Here is an 18,405-nt window from a genome sequence, read left to right as displayed (position 1 = left end):
AAAAAACTCAATGAAACCACTTCGTCTTGGTTGCCCTTGTCTGTTGTTTGTAGATCGATGTGAGCGTGCCGTGTTGGACTGGATAACGCCATTCTTTCGCCTTGGTTTTTGTTGGATCAATCAGAAGGACCTCGCTCACCTCATCGCGCACACCTCGTGAAGCCTTTAATCGAACCTTCTTGAGTGGTTTGCAGTCAAAGAGACGGATCTTTTCAAAATTCACCAAAAGTTTTCCGACTTCCACAGAGTTCCCCGTCTCCTCTTTTGTTTCACGAGAGGCGGTGCATTGGCTTGTTTCGCCTTTCTCTGCCGTTCCACCTGGAAAATCAAATTTGCCTGTCGGTTTATGACGAATCACGAGCATCTTCCCATCAGAGACGATGAAACAACCGCCATTGCCATGGGCCTTCGATTGAAATTTCGGGTTCACACGGCATTCGGTCTTTGACGAACCGAAATACCCCCCCTTGGCGCATCCAAGCGCTAACGAAAGGGCAAGAACGATCAGGAAAGAGAATCGTTTCATAGGAACCTCCTCATTATTTTTGTTAGGACAGGCTTATACAGTCAAATGAGATTTTGAGTCAAAAGAAACTTTTCTATTCACGGCAAAGATCAAAACGGTTGCCAAGAAGTAAGACGCCTTGTTAAGACCGGGGCCTATGTCGGCGCAAATCATCAATGGCAAGCAACTGGCCGAAAAGATTCGGAAAGAGATTGCGGGTGAGGTTGCAACCCTCCAAAAGAAAAAGGGGATCGTCCCAGGTCTTGCCGCGGTCCTTGTCGGTGACAATGAGGCCTCGAAGATCTATGTCCGCAATAAGGAAGCAGCCTGCAAAGAGGCCGGGATGTACGCCGAACAACATCTCCTCCCGTCAACAACCTCCGAGGATCAGCTCCTGCGATTGATCACGAAACTCAATAACGATCCAAAGATCCACGGGATCCTCGTACAGCTCCCACTTCCGAAAGGGATCAATGAGAAAAAGGTCCTTGAATCGGTTTCGCCCGAAAAGGATGTCGACGGATTTCATCCCCTGAATTTGGGACACCTCCTCGAAGGTGAGGCAAGATTGATCCCCTGCACTCCGTTCGGGATCATGAAAATCCTCGAGTCGATCGATTACCCGATCGAGGGAAAGGAAGCGGTCATTGTCGGTCGGTCAAAGATCGTCGGAAAGCCGATCGCCCTTCTCTTGATGGGAAGAAATGCGACGGTCACGATCTGCCACTCGCGAACCAAAAATATCGCGGAAAAGATCGGGCGCGCGGACATTCTTGTCGCCGCGATCGGTCAACCGGAAGCGATCAAGGGGGAGTGGATCAAAAAAGGGGGTGTTGTGATCGATGTCGGCATCAATCGAACCGCTTCCGGTAAAATCGTCGGTGATGTCGAATTCGAAGCAGCTAAGGAAAGGGCCGGATGGATCACGCCAGTCCCCGGCGGTGTCGGCCCGATGACCATTGCGATGCTCCTCTGGAACACCCTTGAGGCCGCCAAGCGCCTATGAACTTCAGAGACTTTTATCAAAAGGGGAAACAGCCATTCTCCTTCGAAATTTTCCCGCCCAAAAATGAAGCAGCTCTTCAAGATCTCTTGACCGCGATGAGGGAACTTTCCAGATTTCATCCCGCCTTCATTTCCGTCACCTACGGGGCGATGGGAACAACGCAGGATCTGACACGGGATCTCGCCATCCGGATCCATCAGGAGCTTAAGCTGACCACTGCCTTTCACTTTACCTGTGTCGGCTCGAATCGACAATTCATCCGAACCTATCTGGAACATTTGAAGAAAGAAGGGATCGATCTAGTCGTCGCCCTGCGCGGGGATGCACCTGCCGGAACCGAAAAATTTACCCCTCCGAAAGACGGGTTTCGCTACGCCAACGAATTAGTCCAGTATCTGAAGGAGATCGATGGGTTCAGCATCGCAGTTGCCGGTTATCCAGAAGGTCACATGGAATCACCTGACAAGGAAACCGATCTCGCCCACCTCAAGAAAAAGGTCGAGGCGGGGGCGGATATTGTGATCACGCAACTTTTCTTCAACAATCAGGATTTTTTTGACTTCCAGGAAAGGGCCAAAAAAATAGGGGTCAACGTCCCGATCATTCCGGGGATCATGCCGATCGTAAATTTCAAACAGATAGAAAAAATCACTCGGATGTGCGGGGCATCGATCCCACCCTCTCTGTATGAAGAACTGAGACGCAATGAATCGAATCTCGAGAGAGTTCACGAGATCGGGATCGAACATGCCATACGGCAATGCCAGGAACTCCTCAGCCGAGGGGTTCCTGGCATTCATTTTTACACCTTGAATAAATCGTATAGTGTCGGCAAGGTAATCGAATCCTTATGAACAAAACACCGCTCAATTCTCTTCATCGTGAGCTTGGAGCCCGCATGGTTGATTTTGCCGGTTGGGAGATGCCGGTTCAATATGCCGGCATTCGCGAGGAACACATGGCGGTTCGGACCAAGGCAGGGCTTTTCGACGTCAGTCATATGGGAGAGATCGAGATCCGAGGCACGAAGGCCTTGGGGACTGTCCAAAGGGTCACCTGTAACGACGCAAGTCGTCTTACCCCCGGTCGCTCCCAATACTCCGCCCTTCTGAACCCCAAAGCAGGTTTTGTGGATGATGTGATGGTCTACTGTCTTGCCAATGACCACTTCCTGATCTGTGTCAACGCCTCGAACACCGAAAAAGATTTTCAGTGGATCCTGAAAAACAGCCTTCCTGGGGCCGAAGTTTCGAATCGAAGCGATACCTGGGGACTCATCGCCTTGCAGGGTCCCCTTGCGCGTGAAATCCTCTCCTCCACGCTCAAGAAAAATCATTTTCTGGAAGAGAAGATCTTTGGCTGTCGTGTCTTGCTGTCCGGAACAGGCTATACCGGAGAGGATGGTTTTGAGATCTTTTGTAAAAGTGAAGAGGCGCCAATTATCTGGAAGGGGCTTCTGGAAAAGGGGCGTTCTATCGGTCTTCTGCCGTGTGGACTCGGCGCTCGAGACACCTTGAGACTCGAGGCCTCCTACCCCCTCTATGGACATGAAATTGACGACGAAACGAACCCTTTTGAGGCAGGCCTGAATTGGATCGTTAAAATGGAAAAGGGGGACTTCATCGGTCGAGGATCACTCTCTTCACAGAATAAGAAAAAAGAGCTGATCGGTTTGAAGCTCAAGGAGTCTGGAATTCCGCGACAAGGATATAAATTATTCCTCGAAGGAGAAGAAGTCGGCAGGGTGACGAGCGGGACCCTCTCCCCTTTTAGCGGGGAGGCGATTGCGCTGGCTTATGTGAATCAACCCTTGACAAAGGAAAAATTAGTCGGAAATAAGATCCACGTAGAAATCAGGGAAAAGAAAAAGGAAGCGGTCGTTGTTCCGCTTCCATTCTACAAGAGGTAAACATGACCTTTCCAGAAGACTTAAAATATACCAAAGAGCATGAATGGATTCGTGTCAAAGACAGTGTCGTCACGATCGGAATCACCGATTATGCCCAGGAACAATTGGGAGAGGTGGTCTTTATAGAGCTCCCGGATGAAGGCGAAGAGATCGTAAAAGATGACTCTTTCGGGGTTGTCGAGTCGGTGAAATCGGTCAGTGATATCTACGCCCCGATTTCGGGTCGTGTCATCGAGGTCAATGACCCCCTCCTGGACAATCCGGAAACGCTGAATGAGGAACCGTACGGAGAGGGATGGCTCATCAAGGTCGAGATCGCAAGCCCTGCAGAAATCGATGAGTTGATGACTGCAGAGCATTATCAGGCTTTTGTCAAAGAAGAGCAGGCTTGAGTTGCGTTACCTTCCGCATACCTCACAAGAAATTCAGGAAATGCTTCAAACAATCGGTGTCCACTCGATCGAAAATCTATTCGAGTCGATCCCGTCGTCTGTACGACTGGGTCGCCCTCTCAAACTTCCCCCTCCCCTCACTGAAATCGATCTGCGCCATCATATGCGCCAACTTTCACGCCAGAATGCCCATGGAGAGGAGTGGGCCTCTTTTCTGGGGGCAGGCTGTTACTCACATTATATTCCAAGTGTCGTCGGTCAATTGATCCAACGAGGCGAGTTTCTCACCGCCTATACCCCCTATCAACCCGAGGTCTCTCAAGGAACCCTTCAGGCGATCTACGAATATCAGACAATCGCCGCAGAGATTCTCGGCATGGATATTGCGAACGCCTCACACTACGACGGCTCGACCGCCACAGCAGAGGCGGCACTCATGGCCCTTCGACTTGTTAATCGTCCGAAGGTCCTCGTCGCCGAAACCGTTCATCCGGAATATCGAGCCCTCCTGAAAACTTATCTTAAGAATCAGGAAGCAACCCTCGTCGAAATCCCCTTCACAAAAGAGGGGACCCTCGACTCCGAATTCCTCCTCTCTCAAATTGACTCGGAGACCGCCTGCCTCGTGGCGGCAACACCAAATTTCTTCGGCATTGTCGAGGACCTGACTCATTTCGCGAAAAAACTCCATGAGGCGGGGGCCCTCCTGATCACGAGCAGTCCGGAACCGCTCGCCTTCGGCCTATTTAAACCACCGGGGGAGATGGAGGCGGATATCGCGGTGGCCGAGGGACAACAGTTCGGGAACCCTTTAAGCTTTGGCGGGCCTTCCTTGGGTCTCTTCGCGACCCGACAGGATTTCGTCCGAAACCTTCCGGGTCGTCTTGTCGGCGAAACGGTCGATCAGGAGGGACGTCGTGGTTTTGTGCTGACCCTCGCGACCCGGGAACAACATATCCGACGTGATCGGGCCACCTCAAATATCTGCACTAATGTCTCCCTCTGCGCCCTTGCAGCGACCATCACACTTTCCCTGTGGGGGAAAGGGGGATTCGAACGCCTCGCCCTGAACAATTTCCAGAGGACAGAAAATCTCAAAAAAAGACTGCGTGAGAAAAAATTTGAAATCCCGTTCTCCGGAGTGACTTTCAACGAATTTGTCCTCCGACTTCCCAAGGACTCTGAAAAGGTCCTCGGTCAACTTGGAGAGAAAAAGATCTTCGGGGGAGTCCCGCTAGAATGTTGGTATCCAAAGCTTGAAAACTATATCGTTATCTGTCTCACCGAAACCACCTCCGATGAGCAGGTGGACAGGCTTGTCGAGGAGTTAGAGGCGTTATGAGCCAAGCGGGCGAAAAAGGATTCCAGTTTGATGAAGAATTGATCTTCGAGCTTTCTCGAAAAGGACGAGAGGGGTTTTCCCTGCCAGACCCCTCCCCGGAATCCCCTCCCCTCCCGACAAAACTGCTTCGATCAAAACCGGCCCGGCTTCCGGAGGCCTCAGAACCGGATGTGGTTCGACATTTCACACGACTTTCGCAATGGAATTTTTCCATCGATACAAACTTTTACCCGCTCGGCTCCTGCACGATGAAACACAATCCGCGTATTAATGAAGAGGTCGCACGGTATGCCGGTTTTGCCCATGTCCATCCCTACCAACCGGTCGAAACGATCCAAGGCTGTCTCCAGCTTATCTCTGAACTCGAGGCTTACCTCTGCGAGATCAGCGGAATGGATGCCGCCACACTCCAACCGGCTGCCGGGGCCCATGGAGAGCTGACCGGGATCCTCATGATCCGTGCCTATCTGGAGTCGAAAGGAAACCCGCGAAAAAAAATCCTGATTCCGGACTCTGCCCACGGGACAAACCCGGCCTCTTCGGCGATGGGAAACTACTCAGTGATTCCGTTACGGAGCAACAAGGAGGGAAGAGTTGTCCCCGAAGAGGTCCGACGCGAGATGAACGAGGATGTCGCGGCGATCATGCTGACAAATCCGAACACCCTGGGGCTTTTTGAGAGTGAGATACAAGAGATCACTGCGATCGTTCATGAGAAGGGAGGCCTTGTCTACGGGGACGGGGCCAACATGAACGCGATCCTCGGTAAATGTCGACCCGGCGATTTGGGCATTGATCTCCTTCAATTCAATCTGCACAAGACATTTACAACCCCGCATGGCGGAGGCGGACCGGGTGCAGGACCGGTGGCGGTGAAGAAAATATTAGAACCGTTTTTGCCGATTCCGAGAATTGTTGAACAAAAAGGATCGGAAGTGCGATACACCCTCGACATCAATTGTCCCCACTCGATCGGTCGTATCCGTTCTTTTTTTGGTAACTTCGGGATGTTGGTCCGCGCCTACACCTACATTCGAGAGATGGGACCCGAAGGGCTCTCGAAGGTCGCGGAACTTGCCGTTCTCAATGCCAACTACGTCCGCTCACGTCTCGAACCCTACTACCATCTCCCCTATGCCACCAGAAATCTCCATGAGGTGGTCTTCTCGGACAAGAAACAGAAGGAGACGGGCGTCACAACGATGGATATCGCAAAAAGACTGCTTGATTATGGCTATCACCCCCCGACGATCTATTTTCCCCTCATCGTCTTCGGGGCCCTCATGATTGAACCGACCGAAACGGAATCAAAAGAGACCGTCGATCAATTCTGTGACACGATGATCCAGATTGCAAAAGAGGCACAGGAAGAGCCGGACACGTTGCATAATGCCCCCCACCAGACGAAGCTAAAAAGACTCAATGAGGCGAAGGCGGCCAGAGACCTGAAGCTCCGCTATTTCTTTCAATAAGAAATCTATTTCTTCATACATCCACCGGAGGCGCGAGGAGGCTTCGATTTGCCCGTCTCTTCAGACGTTCCCTCCTTAAAGGAAGAAGGGGAACCTTTTTGGGAAAAAATATTGATGATCTCTCCGGAAGAGGGAGGCGTGCCGGCACCACTTCCAATCCCATGCGCACAATCCTTTGCGCGTGTCACCTTCCGGATGCGTGAGTAGTCCGCAATGTATAATGTGTCCTCTGAATCAAAACCAATCCCGGTCGGGAGCATTAATTTTGCCTGATCGGCTGATCCCCCATCCCCACCAAAACCACCCCCCATCGGGTACTCAATCGTGATTTTCTCAATCGTCTGGCTTCCGATCCCCACCTCACCACTTCCGACATAGGTGGCAATCATCGGTTCTGGCTTAAAGGTAATCTTGCGGATTCGGGCGTTCCAGGAATCGGCGACGAATAAATCTCCTTCTGAATCAAAAGCCAGGCCGGTGGGACGATTCAATTGTGCGAGAGTCGGCGACCCCCCATCCCCGGAAAAACCAGCGACCCCCGTCCCGGCAATTGTCGTCACCATCCCATCGACCCCGACACGACGAATTCGGTGATTATTGGTATCTGCAATATAAAGATTCCCCTCCGGGTCAACCGCAAGCCCGAGGGCGCCGTCATTATAGACATTGAATTGTGCCGATACGGCAAGACCCCCATCCCCTGAAAACCCCTTTCTCTGACCCCCAGCCAGAGGGGTTGCGGTCCATCCCTCCCCTTCTTTCTCAACAAGTTTCTGAAAAAGAGGCATTTCATCCCGAAGTCCCATTTCTGAAAAATAGAGGGCCCCGCTCTGATCTCTGGCAAGCCCCATCGGATGAACAGCCGACAAATCTATTGTCTGTATCACCCCATCGGATCGAATCTGACGGATACGATTATTCAAGCTGTCGACGAAGAAGAGATTCCTATCGTTATCCGCCACAAGACCCATCGGCCCCCAAAGAAGCGCCTCTGAGGCAGGACCTCCATCCCCTGAAAATCGCTCCTGGGGTTTAGTAGGATCACTATTTCGTCCCGCGATCGAAGAGATCATCCCATTCGGCTCGATCCTCCGAATCCGGTGATTCAGATGATCCGCCACGAGCAGATTCCCCTCTTTATCGATCGCGAGCCCCATCGGCATAAAAAGCTCCGCCTCCTGGGCCAGTCCTCCATCCCCTGAAAAACCAAGGGTCGATTTACCGGCGATGGTTGAGATACAGGTCTCGGCTTGCACAGACGGGGAAAGAAACAGGAAAGAGATCAAAAGGAGTCGCTTCAAAACGGCCTCAGTATATCACTAATTTTCAGGCCTGTGTTGAATTTTTTTAGGATTGGTAAACAATAAAACCCCAGCTGATGTCCAGGACCCCATCATTATTCCCATCCATTTTCAGAAGTTCCCGTGGAGGGGTCTCAAAAGGGGCCGAATCCCGAACAACACGGATCGCCTCTTCGTCGTAAAGGGGAAGCCCTGAGGAACGGCAGACAAAGGCACGCCTCAGATTCCCCTTCCGATCAATCTGAAAACAAACGGTTGCCTGCACATTCGCCGAGACAATCTGATTAGCAAAAAAATACTGGCTCAAAGCGGGGCGGGGATCCCAGGTCAGTTTGAAGATCTTCTTTATCCGGACAAAATAACCGATCTTGGGATAACGCAAAACATTCAAATAGGTACGCTCTCCGACCCTGATATTCGGGAAAAAATCCTCGGGGAGGACCGTTCCCAGGTCCTCTTCCCCTTCCTGTTCCATAACCCCCGTATCAGGTGTCTTGGCCGCATATTGAGCCCCTTCCCCTTCCTGATCCTTCTTTGGCAGGTCCCTCCCCTCTGAATCGGTCACAATCCGACGGCCCGAAGGAGCGGTGTAGGGTGTTGAAGCGACCTGCTCTTCCTCCACCTGCGAATCATAGAGCCCCAGAAATCGTGCCTTCTCCGGTCGTTTCTCCTTCTCCGGCGGGGAGATGTCGGCGATTTGCTTCTTCTCGAGGAAAACCTCCAACTCCTCCGAAGCGACCTTCGAGAGCGTCAAGGGGTGCGTGAAAAAGTAGAGAAGCAAAAGGTGGAGCAGGAGCGAAAAAAGAATCGCGATTGTAATTCTACGATCATTGGGCTGATTCATTTTTTTCTAACCCCGGCGGTTTTTGATGAGCGACAAAAGCAAGACAAAACCAAACAAACCGCCACCGCCGTAAGCATACCGCGATTCGGCAACAAAGCCAACCTCTTCAAACCGAAGCCCCAAAAAGAGCCCCCCTAAAAAGAGAAGCCCATAAAGGATCTGATGCCCCAGGAGATAGATCTTCTGTGTCTGGGCCTTCAATTCAGGACTTTTGAAAGAAAGCTCACCGGCATGCAGACGTTGCAGTGATCGGTGAATCTCCCGAGGGAGCTGGAGATAGGAAAGGGCGACCTCTTTCGTCAGAGAGACGACGACCTCCGAAATCGGTTTGTCCTGAAGCACAAACCGCTCGACATAAGGCAGCACAATCTCCATCGGATTTAATTTAGGATCGAGATGGCTCGAGAGCCCGAAGACAAGAAGCATCGTTCTCTCCAGGAGAACCCAATCCTTCGGGACATGGAAGGAACCCATCAAATCCTTGAAATTGATCTTAAGTTTTTTGAGCTCCAGAATTTCCTCGAGGCTCTGGATGCCGGAGACATTCAGGTCCTTGAAGCTCTCGATCTTGAGATTGGAAAGCTTGCCATAAAAATAATCGATCAACCCTTCGAAAGGCTCCATCCCCTCTTCCCTCGCCACAAAACCCATCTGCCGCATCGCATCGGCAAGGATCCGGGTGTCCCGCTTGATCAACCCCTCCGCAAAACGGGCCATCCCCTTTCGCATCGGCTCAGAGACGGTCGCGATCGCCCCGAAGTCAACCAGGATGATTTTACCGTTGTCCTGAACAAGGAGATTCCCCGGATGAGGGTCAGCGTGATAAACACCGTCCAGAAAAATCTGTTTGCAATAGGCGTGGATGATTTTTGTCGCAATGGTTGTCGGATCGATCTTCTGTGCCTTCAATTCGTCAACAGCGGAGACTTTAATCCCTTCCATGAATCGAAGGGTCAGGATCCTCTTTGTGGAAAGATCCCAAAAAATATCGGGGAAGAGAAAATCCTCTTCCTTCTCAAAATTTTTCCGGATCGCCTCAAGATTCTTCGCCTCATACTGATAGTCGAGCTCCTGTTGAATCACCTGAGCGATCTCCGCATAAACTTGTCTGAGACCGTAAGCGGGAAAGAAGAGATGAAGCAGGCCAAAGATCCTCTTTAAGGTTTTTAGATCGGACCGAACGATCTTTTCGATCTCTGGATATTGTACCTTCACGGCAACCTTCGTCCCATCGGCCAGATAAGCGACATGCACCTGACCAAGAGATGCCGAGGCGATCGGTTTTTCTTCAAAACTTCGGAAAAGATCGAGGGGCCGCTTCGAAAATTCCTGAAGGAATCTCTTTTCGATCGCCGGATAGGGGTGGGGCGGAACCGCATCCTGAAGCCCCTCCAGGCCACTTCGAAGCTCGTCTGGAAGGAAATTGCTCATGATCGAGAGCATCTGTCCGACCTTGATGAAAAGCCCCTTCAGATCGAGGATCGTCCTTTCGATCCGACGCGCATTACGGCGGTGGATCTCCGATATGCGGGGTTTCATCCATCCCTCACCGAGAATCCTCTTTTTGACCCAAACCAGGAGGTAGGAGGTGAGAACAACCAAAAAGAGCCAGTAGGCCCTTAAAAAGCGGGGAGTGGGCATAAGACCTTTGATTTGAAAGACTTACCCATACAGTATTCAAGAAAGAGAGTAAAGATACGTTCTTCCCGCCCTTTAGACACAACCTCAAACCTCTCTCGTGCAGGAAGACACCGATGGCAATAAACCCCCCCCTCTTTAAAAACAAAATAACGCTTCTCTTCTTTTGCCCCGCACTTGAGACAACTGGAAAGGTGCGGTTCAAACCCTGAAATTTTGAGCAGAGACCGCTCAAAAAACTTCCGAACATCGGGTGGGCCTTCTCCTCTATTCAATTTTTGAAGGGATTCCAGGAGCAGGTGAAACTTCTGGGGTTCCGGGGAGTGTTCCGGCGTCATTCCCCGGATTGCCTCAACAAGATAAAAGGCACACCCCAATCGTTCCAGCTCCTCCTGAAGATGAGTCAGCGGAAGAGAGACATTCGATTCTTGCAAAAAAAGTAGCGAAGAATTCGCCTTTTCCACCAGATCGACCGTGACAATGTTCAAGGCGGTAAGTGTCGATCCGAATCGCTTGCGACTTTTACGTGCCGAACGGGCCAATGCCCAGAGACGCCCCTTTTTTTCTGTCAGGAAATCACAGAGGAGATCATCCTCACCACGTGGGATGACTTTCAAGACGATAGCTAAGGTTCCTTCCATTATCTCGAAGACAGATACGCTGCAAGCAAGATCACAACAATCGCAAAGACAAGAAAGATAAAAAACTGGTTTTTGACTTCAATCCCACGAAACTTCCGAAAAGGGTTCTCAAGCGAGGACTCTTTCGGCTGCAGAGACTCGAAGCGTCGCATTACCTCTTCCCGGGGAACCCCGATCGCCTGCGCAGTGCATCTCAAAAACCCCCTGATAAAGGCCCCCTCAGGGAGATCATTCCAAAGATCGGCCTCTATACACTTCAAGAATCGGATACTGATCTTTGTCTGCTGAGAAATATCCTCGAGGGTCAGCCCTCGAAACTCCCGTTCTCTCCTCAAAAATTGTCCCAGCGTTTCATTTTCCATATTCTTAGATCTCGATCTTCCCAAATGATCCCAGTTTCTGAAACTCCGCTATTCTCCCTTGAATCTCTCCGATTTCAAGATCTTTCAGACGATTCGGTCCAAAATCCTCCACATTAAAAGAAGCCATCGCACTTCCGATAATCACCCCTTTTTTCAAATGCTCAAAATCAAACTGGTCAGACATCGCAAGATAACCGACCAGACCTCCAGCAAAGGTATCGCCTGCCCCTGTAGGATCCTTGACCTCTTCTAACGGAAGACCGGGGGCCGAAAAGATCTCCCCCTTGTAAAAAAGCAGCGCCCCGTATTCTCCTCGCTTGATCACAATCGCCACAGGTCCCCAGGATCCAATCTGTTTTGCCGCCTTCACAAGAGAGGTTTCTTTTGTTAACTGGCGTGCCTCTTCTTCATTGATGACGACAAGGTGGGCCTTCGCGAGGACCTCCTCCACCCATTTTCTTTGGGTCTCTATCCAGAGATTCATCGTATCAATATAAATCTTCTTGGGGCGACCAGCCTCCTCCAGAACCTTCATCTGAAATTTTGGATCAATATTTCCCAGGAAAAGGTGGTCCGGATTTTTCCACTCCGCCGGAATTTCTGGAGAATAATTCTCAATAACCCCGAGCTCTGTCCGGAGGGTGTCGCGTCGATTCATGTCGTAGCTGTAACGACCAGCCCATCGGAATGATTTTCCCCGGCCGACCTTGAGTCCTGAAAGGTCAACCTTCCTCGCCTTCAGGAATTTGAGATCGTCTAATGGGAAATCTTCACCGACAATCCCGACAAGCCTTACGGGAGCCAAAAAACTCGCAGCGGCAGCAAAATGGGTCGCCGAACCACCAAGCACCTCGTCTTCCTTGCCAAAGGGGGTCTCGATAGAATCAATCGCGACTGTTCCAACCACAAGAATCGTTCCCATAATCAGAGATACTTTCCGGCAATCACCTTCAGCCGCTCCCGAGTTTTTTCGGGAATCAACTTGCGATCGGTGAGGATTGCATTTTTCATCGCACTTTCACAGGGACAGGTACGGCTCTCAGGGAGTTGGACAACCGTTTCCCGAATCATGCGTTTCGCTGTTTCAACATTTTTCTTCAAAACATCCAAAACCGCCTCGATCGTCACATCTTCATGATGTTCATGCCAACAATCATAGTCTGTCGAAAGGGCAATCGTCGCATAGCAGATTTCTGCCTCACGCGCCAGCTTTGCCTCCTGAAGATTGGTCATCCCGATTACATCCATCCCCCACTCGCGATAGAGATTCGATTCAGCACGGGTTGAAAACTGGGGTCCCTCCATGCAGAGGTAGGCCCCTCCTTCATGCACAGTCGCACCCACCTTTTTCCCAGAATCGATGAGCTGCTTGCGAAGCGCCGGACAGAGCGGATCGGCAAAGGTGACATGGGCGACAACCCCATCGGTAAAAAACGTCGAGGCGCGCCCCTTCGTCCGATCCACAAACTGATCGATGATCACCATATCCCCCGGCCGGATCTTCTCCTTCAAACTTCCGACCGCAGAGACACCGATGATCCACTCACACCCAAGCTTCTTCAGCCCCCAGATATTCGCCCTGAAATTAAGTTCGGAGGGAGAGACTCGATGCCCTCGCCCATGTCGTGGCAGAAAGACGACCTTCTTCCCCTCGAGAACCCCCATGATATAGGCATCCGAAGGGGCCCCAAACGGCGTCTCAAGCCTCTTCTCCTCGAGGACCTTGAGCCCCTCCATCTCGTAGAGACCACTGCCACCGATAATTCCAATCAGTTTTTCGAGCATAGGTTATGTGTTTGTATCTATTGGAAAAGAAAAGTCAATGAGGAGAAGAGGTTGAGACACACAACTGCCCGCACGCACCATTCACATCGAGTCCCTTCGAGTACCGGATATTTACCTGAAAGTGCCGATCAGCGAGATACGTAAAGAAGGCACGTACTTTCTCCTCAGTCGGACGTTTATAAGGTGACGAGGGGTATTCGTTGTATGGGATCAGATTTATCTTGCAGGGGAGATGAGAACCTATCTGGGAGAGTCTCTTCGCGTCGTCGAGTGAGTCGTTGATCCCTGCCAACATCACATATTCAAAGGTCACACGCCGATTGGGTTGATCTTTTGTATAAACCTTACACGCTTCAAGGACACGCTCGAGAGAATATTTACGCGTCACCGGCATCAAATCCCCTCTCCCCTCTTCGGTGGTCGCATTCAGCGAGAGTGCGAGTTTGACCCCAGTATCCTTTCCAAACCTTTCGATCTCAGGCGCCAGGCCGACGGTAGAGAGTGTGACCTTCCTCTGTGAAATCCCGAGCCCTTTCGGATCTGTCATGATCCGGATCGCCTGAATCACAGAATCATAATTATGGAGCGGCTCTCCCATCCCCATCAGGACTATGTTAGAAATCCTCTCTTCTGGAGGGAGCTGTCTTTGCGTCTCGAGGATCTGCCCCAATATCTCCCCCGGAGTTAAGTTTCTGACAAGTTTCATCTCCGCCGTCTTGCAAAACTTGCATCCCATCGCACACCCGACCTGAGATGAGAGACAGAGTGTCGTTCTGTTTTTTTGGGGCATCAGGACAGCCTCAACAGAATTAGTATCGTGAAGCCTGTAGAGAAATTTAGTCGAACGATCGACAGCGGAGTGATGTCTTGCACCGACCTCAAGACGACCGATCTCAAAATACTCGGCAAAAAGGGCCCGCATCGGAATCGCCAAATCTGTCATCTCTTCGAATGACGGCGCCTTCTTCGAATAAAGCCACTGATAAACCTGCCCTGAGATGTACTTTTTGAGACCTTTCTCCTCGCACCACTGGGAAAGCTGATCCCGGGAGAGATCAAGGATATTTTGGCGCATACCGGCTTCTTAGATCAACGTCTCAGAGGATTGCAAGAGGGGATGTGGAGACGGGGGGGATCGAACCCCCGACCTCTTGCATGCCATGCAAGCGCTCTCCCAGCTGAGCTACGTCCCCGTGAAGCCGCCTTTCATACCTCAAGCATTCTGACTCTTCAAGCGTCTTTCAGAAAGAAATTTCAAGATTCGATAAATGACTTCGTTTACTGGTGTCGGGACTCTTAACCGTTTCCCCTCTCTCACCACCGTCCCAGCAAACGCCTCATACTCCATATTCCTCCCCTTATAAAAATCCTGTTCCATCGAGGTCGGGGTATAGCGACTCTTCGCGGTACGGGACCAATGCAGATGATTCAATATGACTTTTCGAGAAATAGAAATCCCCCTTTTCCGAGCGACCGCAATCACCTCTTCCATCGCCCCCCGAACAAGCGCGACCCCAGCCTCATTCGAGACGACATCCCCCGGAGACAAGCGAAGAATCGTACAGACCTGATTGAAACCGACATTCCAGACAAACTTCTGCCAGAGGTCCCTCTGGATCTGGAGCGAAAGGATCGTCGGAATACCTGCCTTGAGAAAAATCTTCGCGATTGCCTGCAGCCGCTTTGTTTTCTTGTAATCCAACTCCCCGATCGTGATCGTCCCTCGACCGGTATGGCGGATGACGCCCGGCCTCAAAACCTCCGACGAAATAAACGAGACTCCCCCCAAAACCTTTCGCCTTCCAAACGCCTTCGCGATTTTTTCTTCATTATCGACCCCATTCTGAAGCGAGAGGATGACCGTCTTGTTTCCAACCGCTGGTCTGATCTTTTTTAAGACCCCTTCAGTATCGTAGGACTTCACACAAATAATAATGAGGTCAAAGGGGGTGGGACGTCTAAAACCGTCAATCACCTTGGGTCGAACACGAAAATTCCCCTCATAGCTTTTAATCAAGAGACCCTTCATCTGAATCGCCCGAAAGGTCTTACCCCTCGCCAAAATGGTAAGATCGGCCCCTGAACGGACTAATTTCGCGGCATAATACCCCCCAATCGCCCCAGGACCGACAAGCAGGACTTTCATAGGCTTACCCCCCTACCTTCTTTTTGGACGAATGAAAAGAGCGTCCTGTCCAGCACGAAACTGTTTTTTTTACCATTATATTTCAACGACTTAACGCTTTGTGTCGAAAAAATCATTAAATTCAAGGGTATAATGACGGCGGTTATTAACCAATGGGGATTATTAAAAAATCCCCGAAAGGAGGGGGCATGGAAAGGGTATTAGAACCGATCTTCAGCCCAATCAAGGAGCTGATCGCCCACGTATACGATCTCCTCTTCGATGCGGCCAACAAGGTCTGGAAGCTCGCAAAACCGGTCGCCATGATCGGCTTGCTGATTGACTTCCTGACCGGCAAGCTCGGATGGATCACAACGATCATGAACTACTATAGGCAGTTCATGCATGATACATCAGGGGCAAGCTGGATCGTCCTTGTTGCCTTCTCACTATTCGTACTGTCCTACATGTCCAAGAAATAATAAGAAGAGGCTAGATTCGTAAAACAGAATAACAAAAGGGGCTGCATTCGGCTGCAGCCCCTTTTTATTTTTGAAACTCTTTAAGCGTGAAAATACGGGTCGGTCCCTTTAGCATGATCGGTCTCATCAACCACGGCAACGATATCCGGCATGAGTTCCTTGATCCGTTTCTCGATCCCCTGCTTCAGCGTCACATCGACCATCCCGCAGCCATGACAACCACCACCAAACTGGAGATAAACGACATTATCCTTCACGTCGACTAATCGTGCCATCCCCCCGTGGGAGGCGATCGCCGGGTTGATATCATTCATCAAGATTTCGTGGACCTTTTTGACCTGTGGGTTCGAGAAATCAGGTCCGGAGAAGCCAGTCGTGTTCTGGCGTGGAACCTCTGGAAGGGTCACCTTGAAACCACTAGCGGCATTTGTTTCCACAAAATCAACGACCGCCTCCTGAAGTTTCCCCGCAAATGTCCGATCGGCAATAACCTTGATCCCATCGGCATCGATCACCTGATCACTCGGTGAAGAAACCTTAAATTCCTCGAGGGCAAAACCAAAACCTCCCCCTGCCGATTTGATGCGAACCCCCCACTGCATCGGATCTCTATCTTTCAAATAAAATCGAATCTTCTCTTGTGCCTTTTCTGTGATTTTAAGCATCGTGTCGCTCCTTTTGAAAAACAGTGTAGGAGGAAGAGAGGGCGGAATCAAGCGACTTTCTCAGGGCTGACATTCCAGCGACGAAAGACCAATCTTCCTTACCTTTTTATCGGCACCCACGAGAAACAGAGCGATTTGAGATGACTGTGAAAAAAGCTCCTCGATTTCAGGTGAAGAAAGGACAAACGCCGCCGTCGCGAGGGGATCGGTCTCGAGCGTGGAAGGGCCGATGACGGTTGCACTCAGGAGATCGTTTCGCTTCACCCTCTTTTTTGTTCGGGGATCCATAATATGCTCTCCCCTTTCATAAAGACCTGAGGTCGAAGCGGATTGATCCTCCAAGGTCATCGTGCAGAGTGAGAAACCCTCACGACGGGGATCGCGAATTCCTACCTCCCAAACCCCGTGGGCCCCCAGATCTCCTCCGGCATTGACGAGGTGATCCTTGAACCCCTGTTGGATGAGAGAATCACTCATTTGATCAACGATGTAACCCTTGGCGATACCGGAAACGCCAATTTTGATTCCGCTCTTTTTTAAATAAACCATTCGTCCTGAATCCTTAATTTCCAGATCATGAAATGAGATTCCTCTCGGAGAGGCGTAGGTGACGTCAAACGCCCCGTTCGTCTCTCTCGAAATCTTTTCCGCAGTTTTAAGAAGATTGAAAAGTGCCGCCCCAACCGGAATCGTCTCACCCGCCTTGCCGTTATTGAGCCGGGAGGTATCACTCACGATCTTGAATTCGCTCAATTCCGTCTCCAACCCCCTCGCAACCTTGTAGGCCTCCTCCATCGCCTCAAACGCCTTCTCTTTTTGGTAAAACGGGGCCCGAATCTGAATCGATACCGGCACATCCCCCATCAGCATTTGAGTACGGGAAAAAACTTGTGTCAGAGAACAACCAGAGAGGCAAAGCGTAAAGAAAATAAGGAGCCTAGGCTTTTTTCCAAGTTTCATGAATAATAGAAAGAGCCATCACGAGAAATGATACAAGCATTGCCCCTCCGGAAAGATAGAGAAGATAAACAGCATGGGGTGAGATATCGCGAATGAACCAGGGGGAAAGGATATTCGTCAAACTGCCTGCAAAGGAAATCAAGATCCAGCTTGTCTTATACCCTTCGGAAAGGGGGGTGAAAAGAAAGAGAAACGCCAGGAGCCCCACTACAACCGGTTGGCTAAAGCTGTGGACATGGGCGATCGCTACCATCGTGCCGGTACTCTGTGGGAGATAAACCTCCGGATTTTGCTCCGAGCCACGGAAATGCCTGACCGTCTCTCCTCGATCAAGGTGGGTCCTTGCCCGGACCTGCAGGATGGAGATGGAATAACCGACACCGATCGCCATCACAAAACAGGTGATCAGAATCTTGACTGAAATAGGAAGGGCTGACAGTCTAATTTTTTCCATAAAAAATCTTCCAAAGCACTTCTCCCCTTTTCACTCCCTTCACCAACGCCCGGGAAGAGAGTGTCGCCCCCGTGATCGGCTTCACGTCTCTAGCACCCTTTTTCAAAAATTGTTTTAAAAAACTTTTCTGACGAACCTCGCTCCCAACCGACTCGCGATAGACAAGGACCTCGACCGCGATCACCTCCCCCTTCGGGGAAAAAACAGTCATGAATGTGATCGGCTCTGTTTTGCCGATTTCGTTATCAATCAAGGCATAGCCGTCAACATTTTTACCGCTCTTCGCAACATAAAAAATCCAATCGGTTTTAGGTGGTGCCTGTCCGGTCTTTTTTTTGAAATCGACTGTTTGCGATTCCAAAAGAATCTTTTTATCGGGAGTCACTTCCGCTGAATCCTTAAAGTGAAGCCTCAACGCCTCTTCGGGCTTGAGGTAAACGGTCTGCGCCGAGAGATTTCCTGTCAGGAGAAAGATGAGAATAAAGGATGAAATAAAAGGCATTAGTGATATAGGATCGCATA

General features: G+C 50.6%; 21 protein-coding genes and 1 tRNA gene. 7 read left to right on the top strand and 15 right to left on the bottom strand.

The window, feature by feature from the left end; all coding sequences use genetic code 11:
* Positions 1–7: 7 nt before the first annotated feature.
* Complete coding sequence (locus tag HYT76_10020; GenBank protein ID MBI2083883.1) at positions 8–526, bottom strand: NUDIX hydrolase; 519 nt, start codon at positions 524–526, stop codon at positions 8–10.
* Positions 527–662: 136 nt separating this feature from the next.
* On the opposite strand from HYT76_10020, the gene folD reads away from it, so the two are divergent.
* The 6 genes from folD to gcvPB are packed head-to-tail and all read left to right on the top strand — an operon-like array spanning position 663 to position 6,626.
* Positions 663–1,511 carry a bifunctional methylenetetrahydrofolate dehydrogenase/methenyltetrahydrofolate cyclohydrolase FolD gene (gene folD, locus HYT76_10015; protein MBI2083882.1) on the top strand — a complete coding sequence of 283 codons (849 nt, stop codon included), beginning with the start codon at positions 663–665 and terminating at the stop codon, positions 1,509–1,511.
* Positions 1,508–2,365, top strand: a complete 858-nt coding sequence (metF, locus tag HYT76_10010) for a methylenetetrahydrofolate reductase [NAD(P)H] (protein MBI2083881.1) — start codon at positions 1,508–1,510, stop codon at positions 2,363–2,365. The genes folD and metF overlap by 4 nt, the downstream gene beginning before the upstream one ends.
* Positions 2,362–3,420 (top strand): glycine cleavage system aminomethyltransferase GcvT, encoded by a 1,059-nt coding sequence (gene gcvT, locus HYT76_10005; GenBank protein ID MBI2083880.1) that lies wholly within the window; start codon positions 2,362–2,364, stop codon positions 3,418–3,420. The genes metF and gcvT overlap by 4 nt, the downstream gene beginning before the upstream one ends.
* Before the next feature lie 2 nt (positions 3,421–3,422).
* Positions 3,423–3,812, top strand: coding sequence for a glycine cleavage system protein GcvH (gene gcvH / locus HYT76_10000; protein MBI2083879.1), 390 nt, complete (start codon positions 3,423–3,425; stop codon positions 3,810–3,812).
* A 1-nt stretch (position 3,813) separates the two neighbouring features.
* Complete coding sequence (gcvPA, locus tag HYT76_09995; protein ID MBI2083878.1) at positions 3,814–5,154, top strand: aminomethyl-transferring glycine dehydrogenase subunit GcvPA; 1,341 nt, start codon at positions 3,814–3,816, stop codon at positions 5,152–5,154.
* Positions 5,151–6,626 (top strand): aminomethyl-transferring glycine dehydrogenase subunit GcvPB, encoded by a 1,476-nt coding sequence (gene gcvPB, locus HYT76_09990; GenBank protein MBI2083877.1) that lies wholly within the window; start codon positions 5,151–5,153, stop codon positions 6,624–6,626. Before gcvPA ends, gcvPB begins: the two co-directional genes overlap by 4 nt.
* A gap of 5 nt (positions 6,627–6,631) precedes the next feature.
* Here the strand turns inward: gcvPB and HYT76_09985 are convergent, their stop codons facing one another.
* From HYT76_09985 to HYT76_09940, 10 genes are all read right to left on the bottom strand, one after another.
* Positions 6,632–7,927, bottom strand: a complete 1,296-nt coding sequence (locus HYT76_09985; GenBank protein MBI2083876.1) for a hypothetical protein — start codon at positions 7,925–7,927, stop codon at positions 6,632–6,634.
* 46 nt (positions 7,928–7,973) lie between these two features.
* Positions 7,974–8,771 (bottom strand): TonB C-terminal domain-containing protein, encoded by a 798-nt coding sequence (locus HYT76_09980; protein MBI2083875.1) that lies wholly within the window; start codon positions 8,769–8,771, stop codon positions 7,974–7,976.
* Between the two features lie 6 nt (positions 8,772–8,777).
* Entirely contained in the window at positions 8,778–10,412 is a 1,635-nt protein-coding gene (locus HYT76_09975) for an AarF/ABC1/UbiB kinase family protein (GenBank protein MBI2083874.1), read from the bottom strand.
* A complete protein-coding gene (gene recO, locus HYT76_09970) occupies positions 10,391–11,050 on the bottom strand; it encodes a DNA repair protein RecO (GenBank protein ID MBI2083873.1) in 660 nt (219 codons plus the stop codon). The genes HYT76_09975 and recO overlap by 22 nt, the downstream gene beginning before the upstream one ends.
* Entirely contained in the window at positions 11,050–11,412 is a 363-nt protein-coding gene (locus HYT76_09965) for a helix-turn-helix domain-containing protein (protein ID MBI2083872.1), read from the bottom strand. The genes recO and HYT76_09965 overlap by 1 nt, the downstream gene beginning before the upstream one ends.
* 4 nt (positions 11,413–11,416) lie before the next feature.
* A complete protein-coding gene (locus HYT76_09960) occupies positions 11,417–12,334 on the bottom strand; it encodes a sugar kinase (GenBank protein MBI2083871.1) in 918 nt (305 codons plus the stop codon).
* A gap of 2 nt (positions 12,335–12,336) precedes the next feature.
* Positions 12,337–13,197, bottom strand: a complete 861-nt coding sequence (gene mtnP / locus HYT76_09955; GenBank protein MBI2083870.1) for an S-methyl-5'-thioadenosine phosphorylase — start codon at positions 13,195–13,197, stop codon at positions 12,337–12,339.
* A 34-nt stretch (positions 13,198–13,231) separates the two neighbouring features.
* Positions 13,232–14,272 (bottom strand): 23S rRNA (adenine(2503)-C(2))-methyltransferase RlmN, encoded by a 1,041-nt coding sequence (gene rlmN, locus HYT76_09950; GenBank protein ID MBI2083869.1) that lies wholly within the window; start codon positions 14,270–14,272, stop codon positions 13,232–13,234.
* 45 nt (positions 14,273–14,317) lie between these two features.
* Positions 14,318–14,390, bottom strand: a tRNA-Ala gene (locus HYT76_09945).
* A 20-nt stretch (positions 14,391–14,410) separates the two neighbouring features.
* Positions 14,411–15,343 (bottom strand): 2-dehydropantoate 2-reductase, encoded by a 933-nt coding sequence (locus HYT76_09940; protein ID MBI2083868.1) that lies wholly within the window; start codon positions 15,341–15,343, stop codon positions 14,411–14,413.
* Between the two features lie 188 nt (positions 15,344–15,531).
* On the opposite strand from HYT76_09940, the gene HYT76_09935 reads away from it, so the two are divergent.
* Complete coding sequence (locus HYT76_09935) at positions 15,532–15,804, top strand: hypothetical protein (protein ID MBI2083867.1); 273 nt, start codon at positions 15,532–15,534, stop codon at positions 15,802–15,804.
* Between the two features lie 80 nt (positions 15,805–15,884).
* Here the strand turns inward: HYT76_09935 and HYT76_09930 are convergent, their stop codons facing one another.
* From HYT76_09930 to HYT76_09915, 4 genes are read right to left on the bottom strand one after another with little or no spacing between them, the layout of a single operon-like run.
* Positions 15,885–16,469, bottom strand: a complete 585-nt coding sequence (locus HYT76_09930; GenBank protein ID MBI2083866.1) for a NifU family protein — start codon at positions 16,467–16,469, stop codon at positions 15,885–15,887.
* A gap of 60 nt (positions 16,470–16,529) precedes the next feature.
* Positions 16,530–17,429, bottom strand: a complete 900-nt coding sequence (locus HYT76_09925; protein MBI2083865.1) for an FAD:protein FMN transferase — start codon at positions 17,427–17,429, stop codon at positions 16,530–16,532.
* A complete protein-coding gene (locus HYT76_09920) occupies positions 17,407–17,883 on the bottom strand; it encodes a hypothetical protein (protein MBI2083864.1) in 477 nt (158 codons plus the stop codon). Before HYT76_09920 ends, HYT76_09925 begins: the two co-directional genes overlap by 23 nt.
* On the bottom strand, positions 17,870–18,385 hold the full coding sequence (locus HYT76_09915; GenBank protein ID MBI2083863.1) for an FMN-binding protein: 516 nt from the start codon (positions 18,383–18,385) through the stop codon (positions 17,870–17,872). Before HYT76_09915 ends, HYT76_09920 begins: the two co-directional genes overlap by 14 nt.
* Positions 18,386–18,405: the final 20 nt, after the last annotated feature.

It is taken from the genome of Deltaproteobacteria bacterium (assembly GCA_016180845.1).
In the GTDB taxonomy this organism is placed as follows: domain Bacteria; phylum UBA10199; class UBA10199; order JACPAL01; family JACPAL01; genus JACPAK01.
This window is presented reverse-complemented; position numbering and strand designations above follow the sequence as displayed.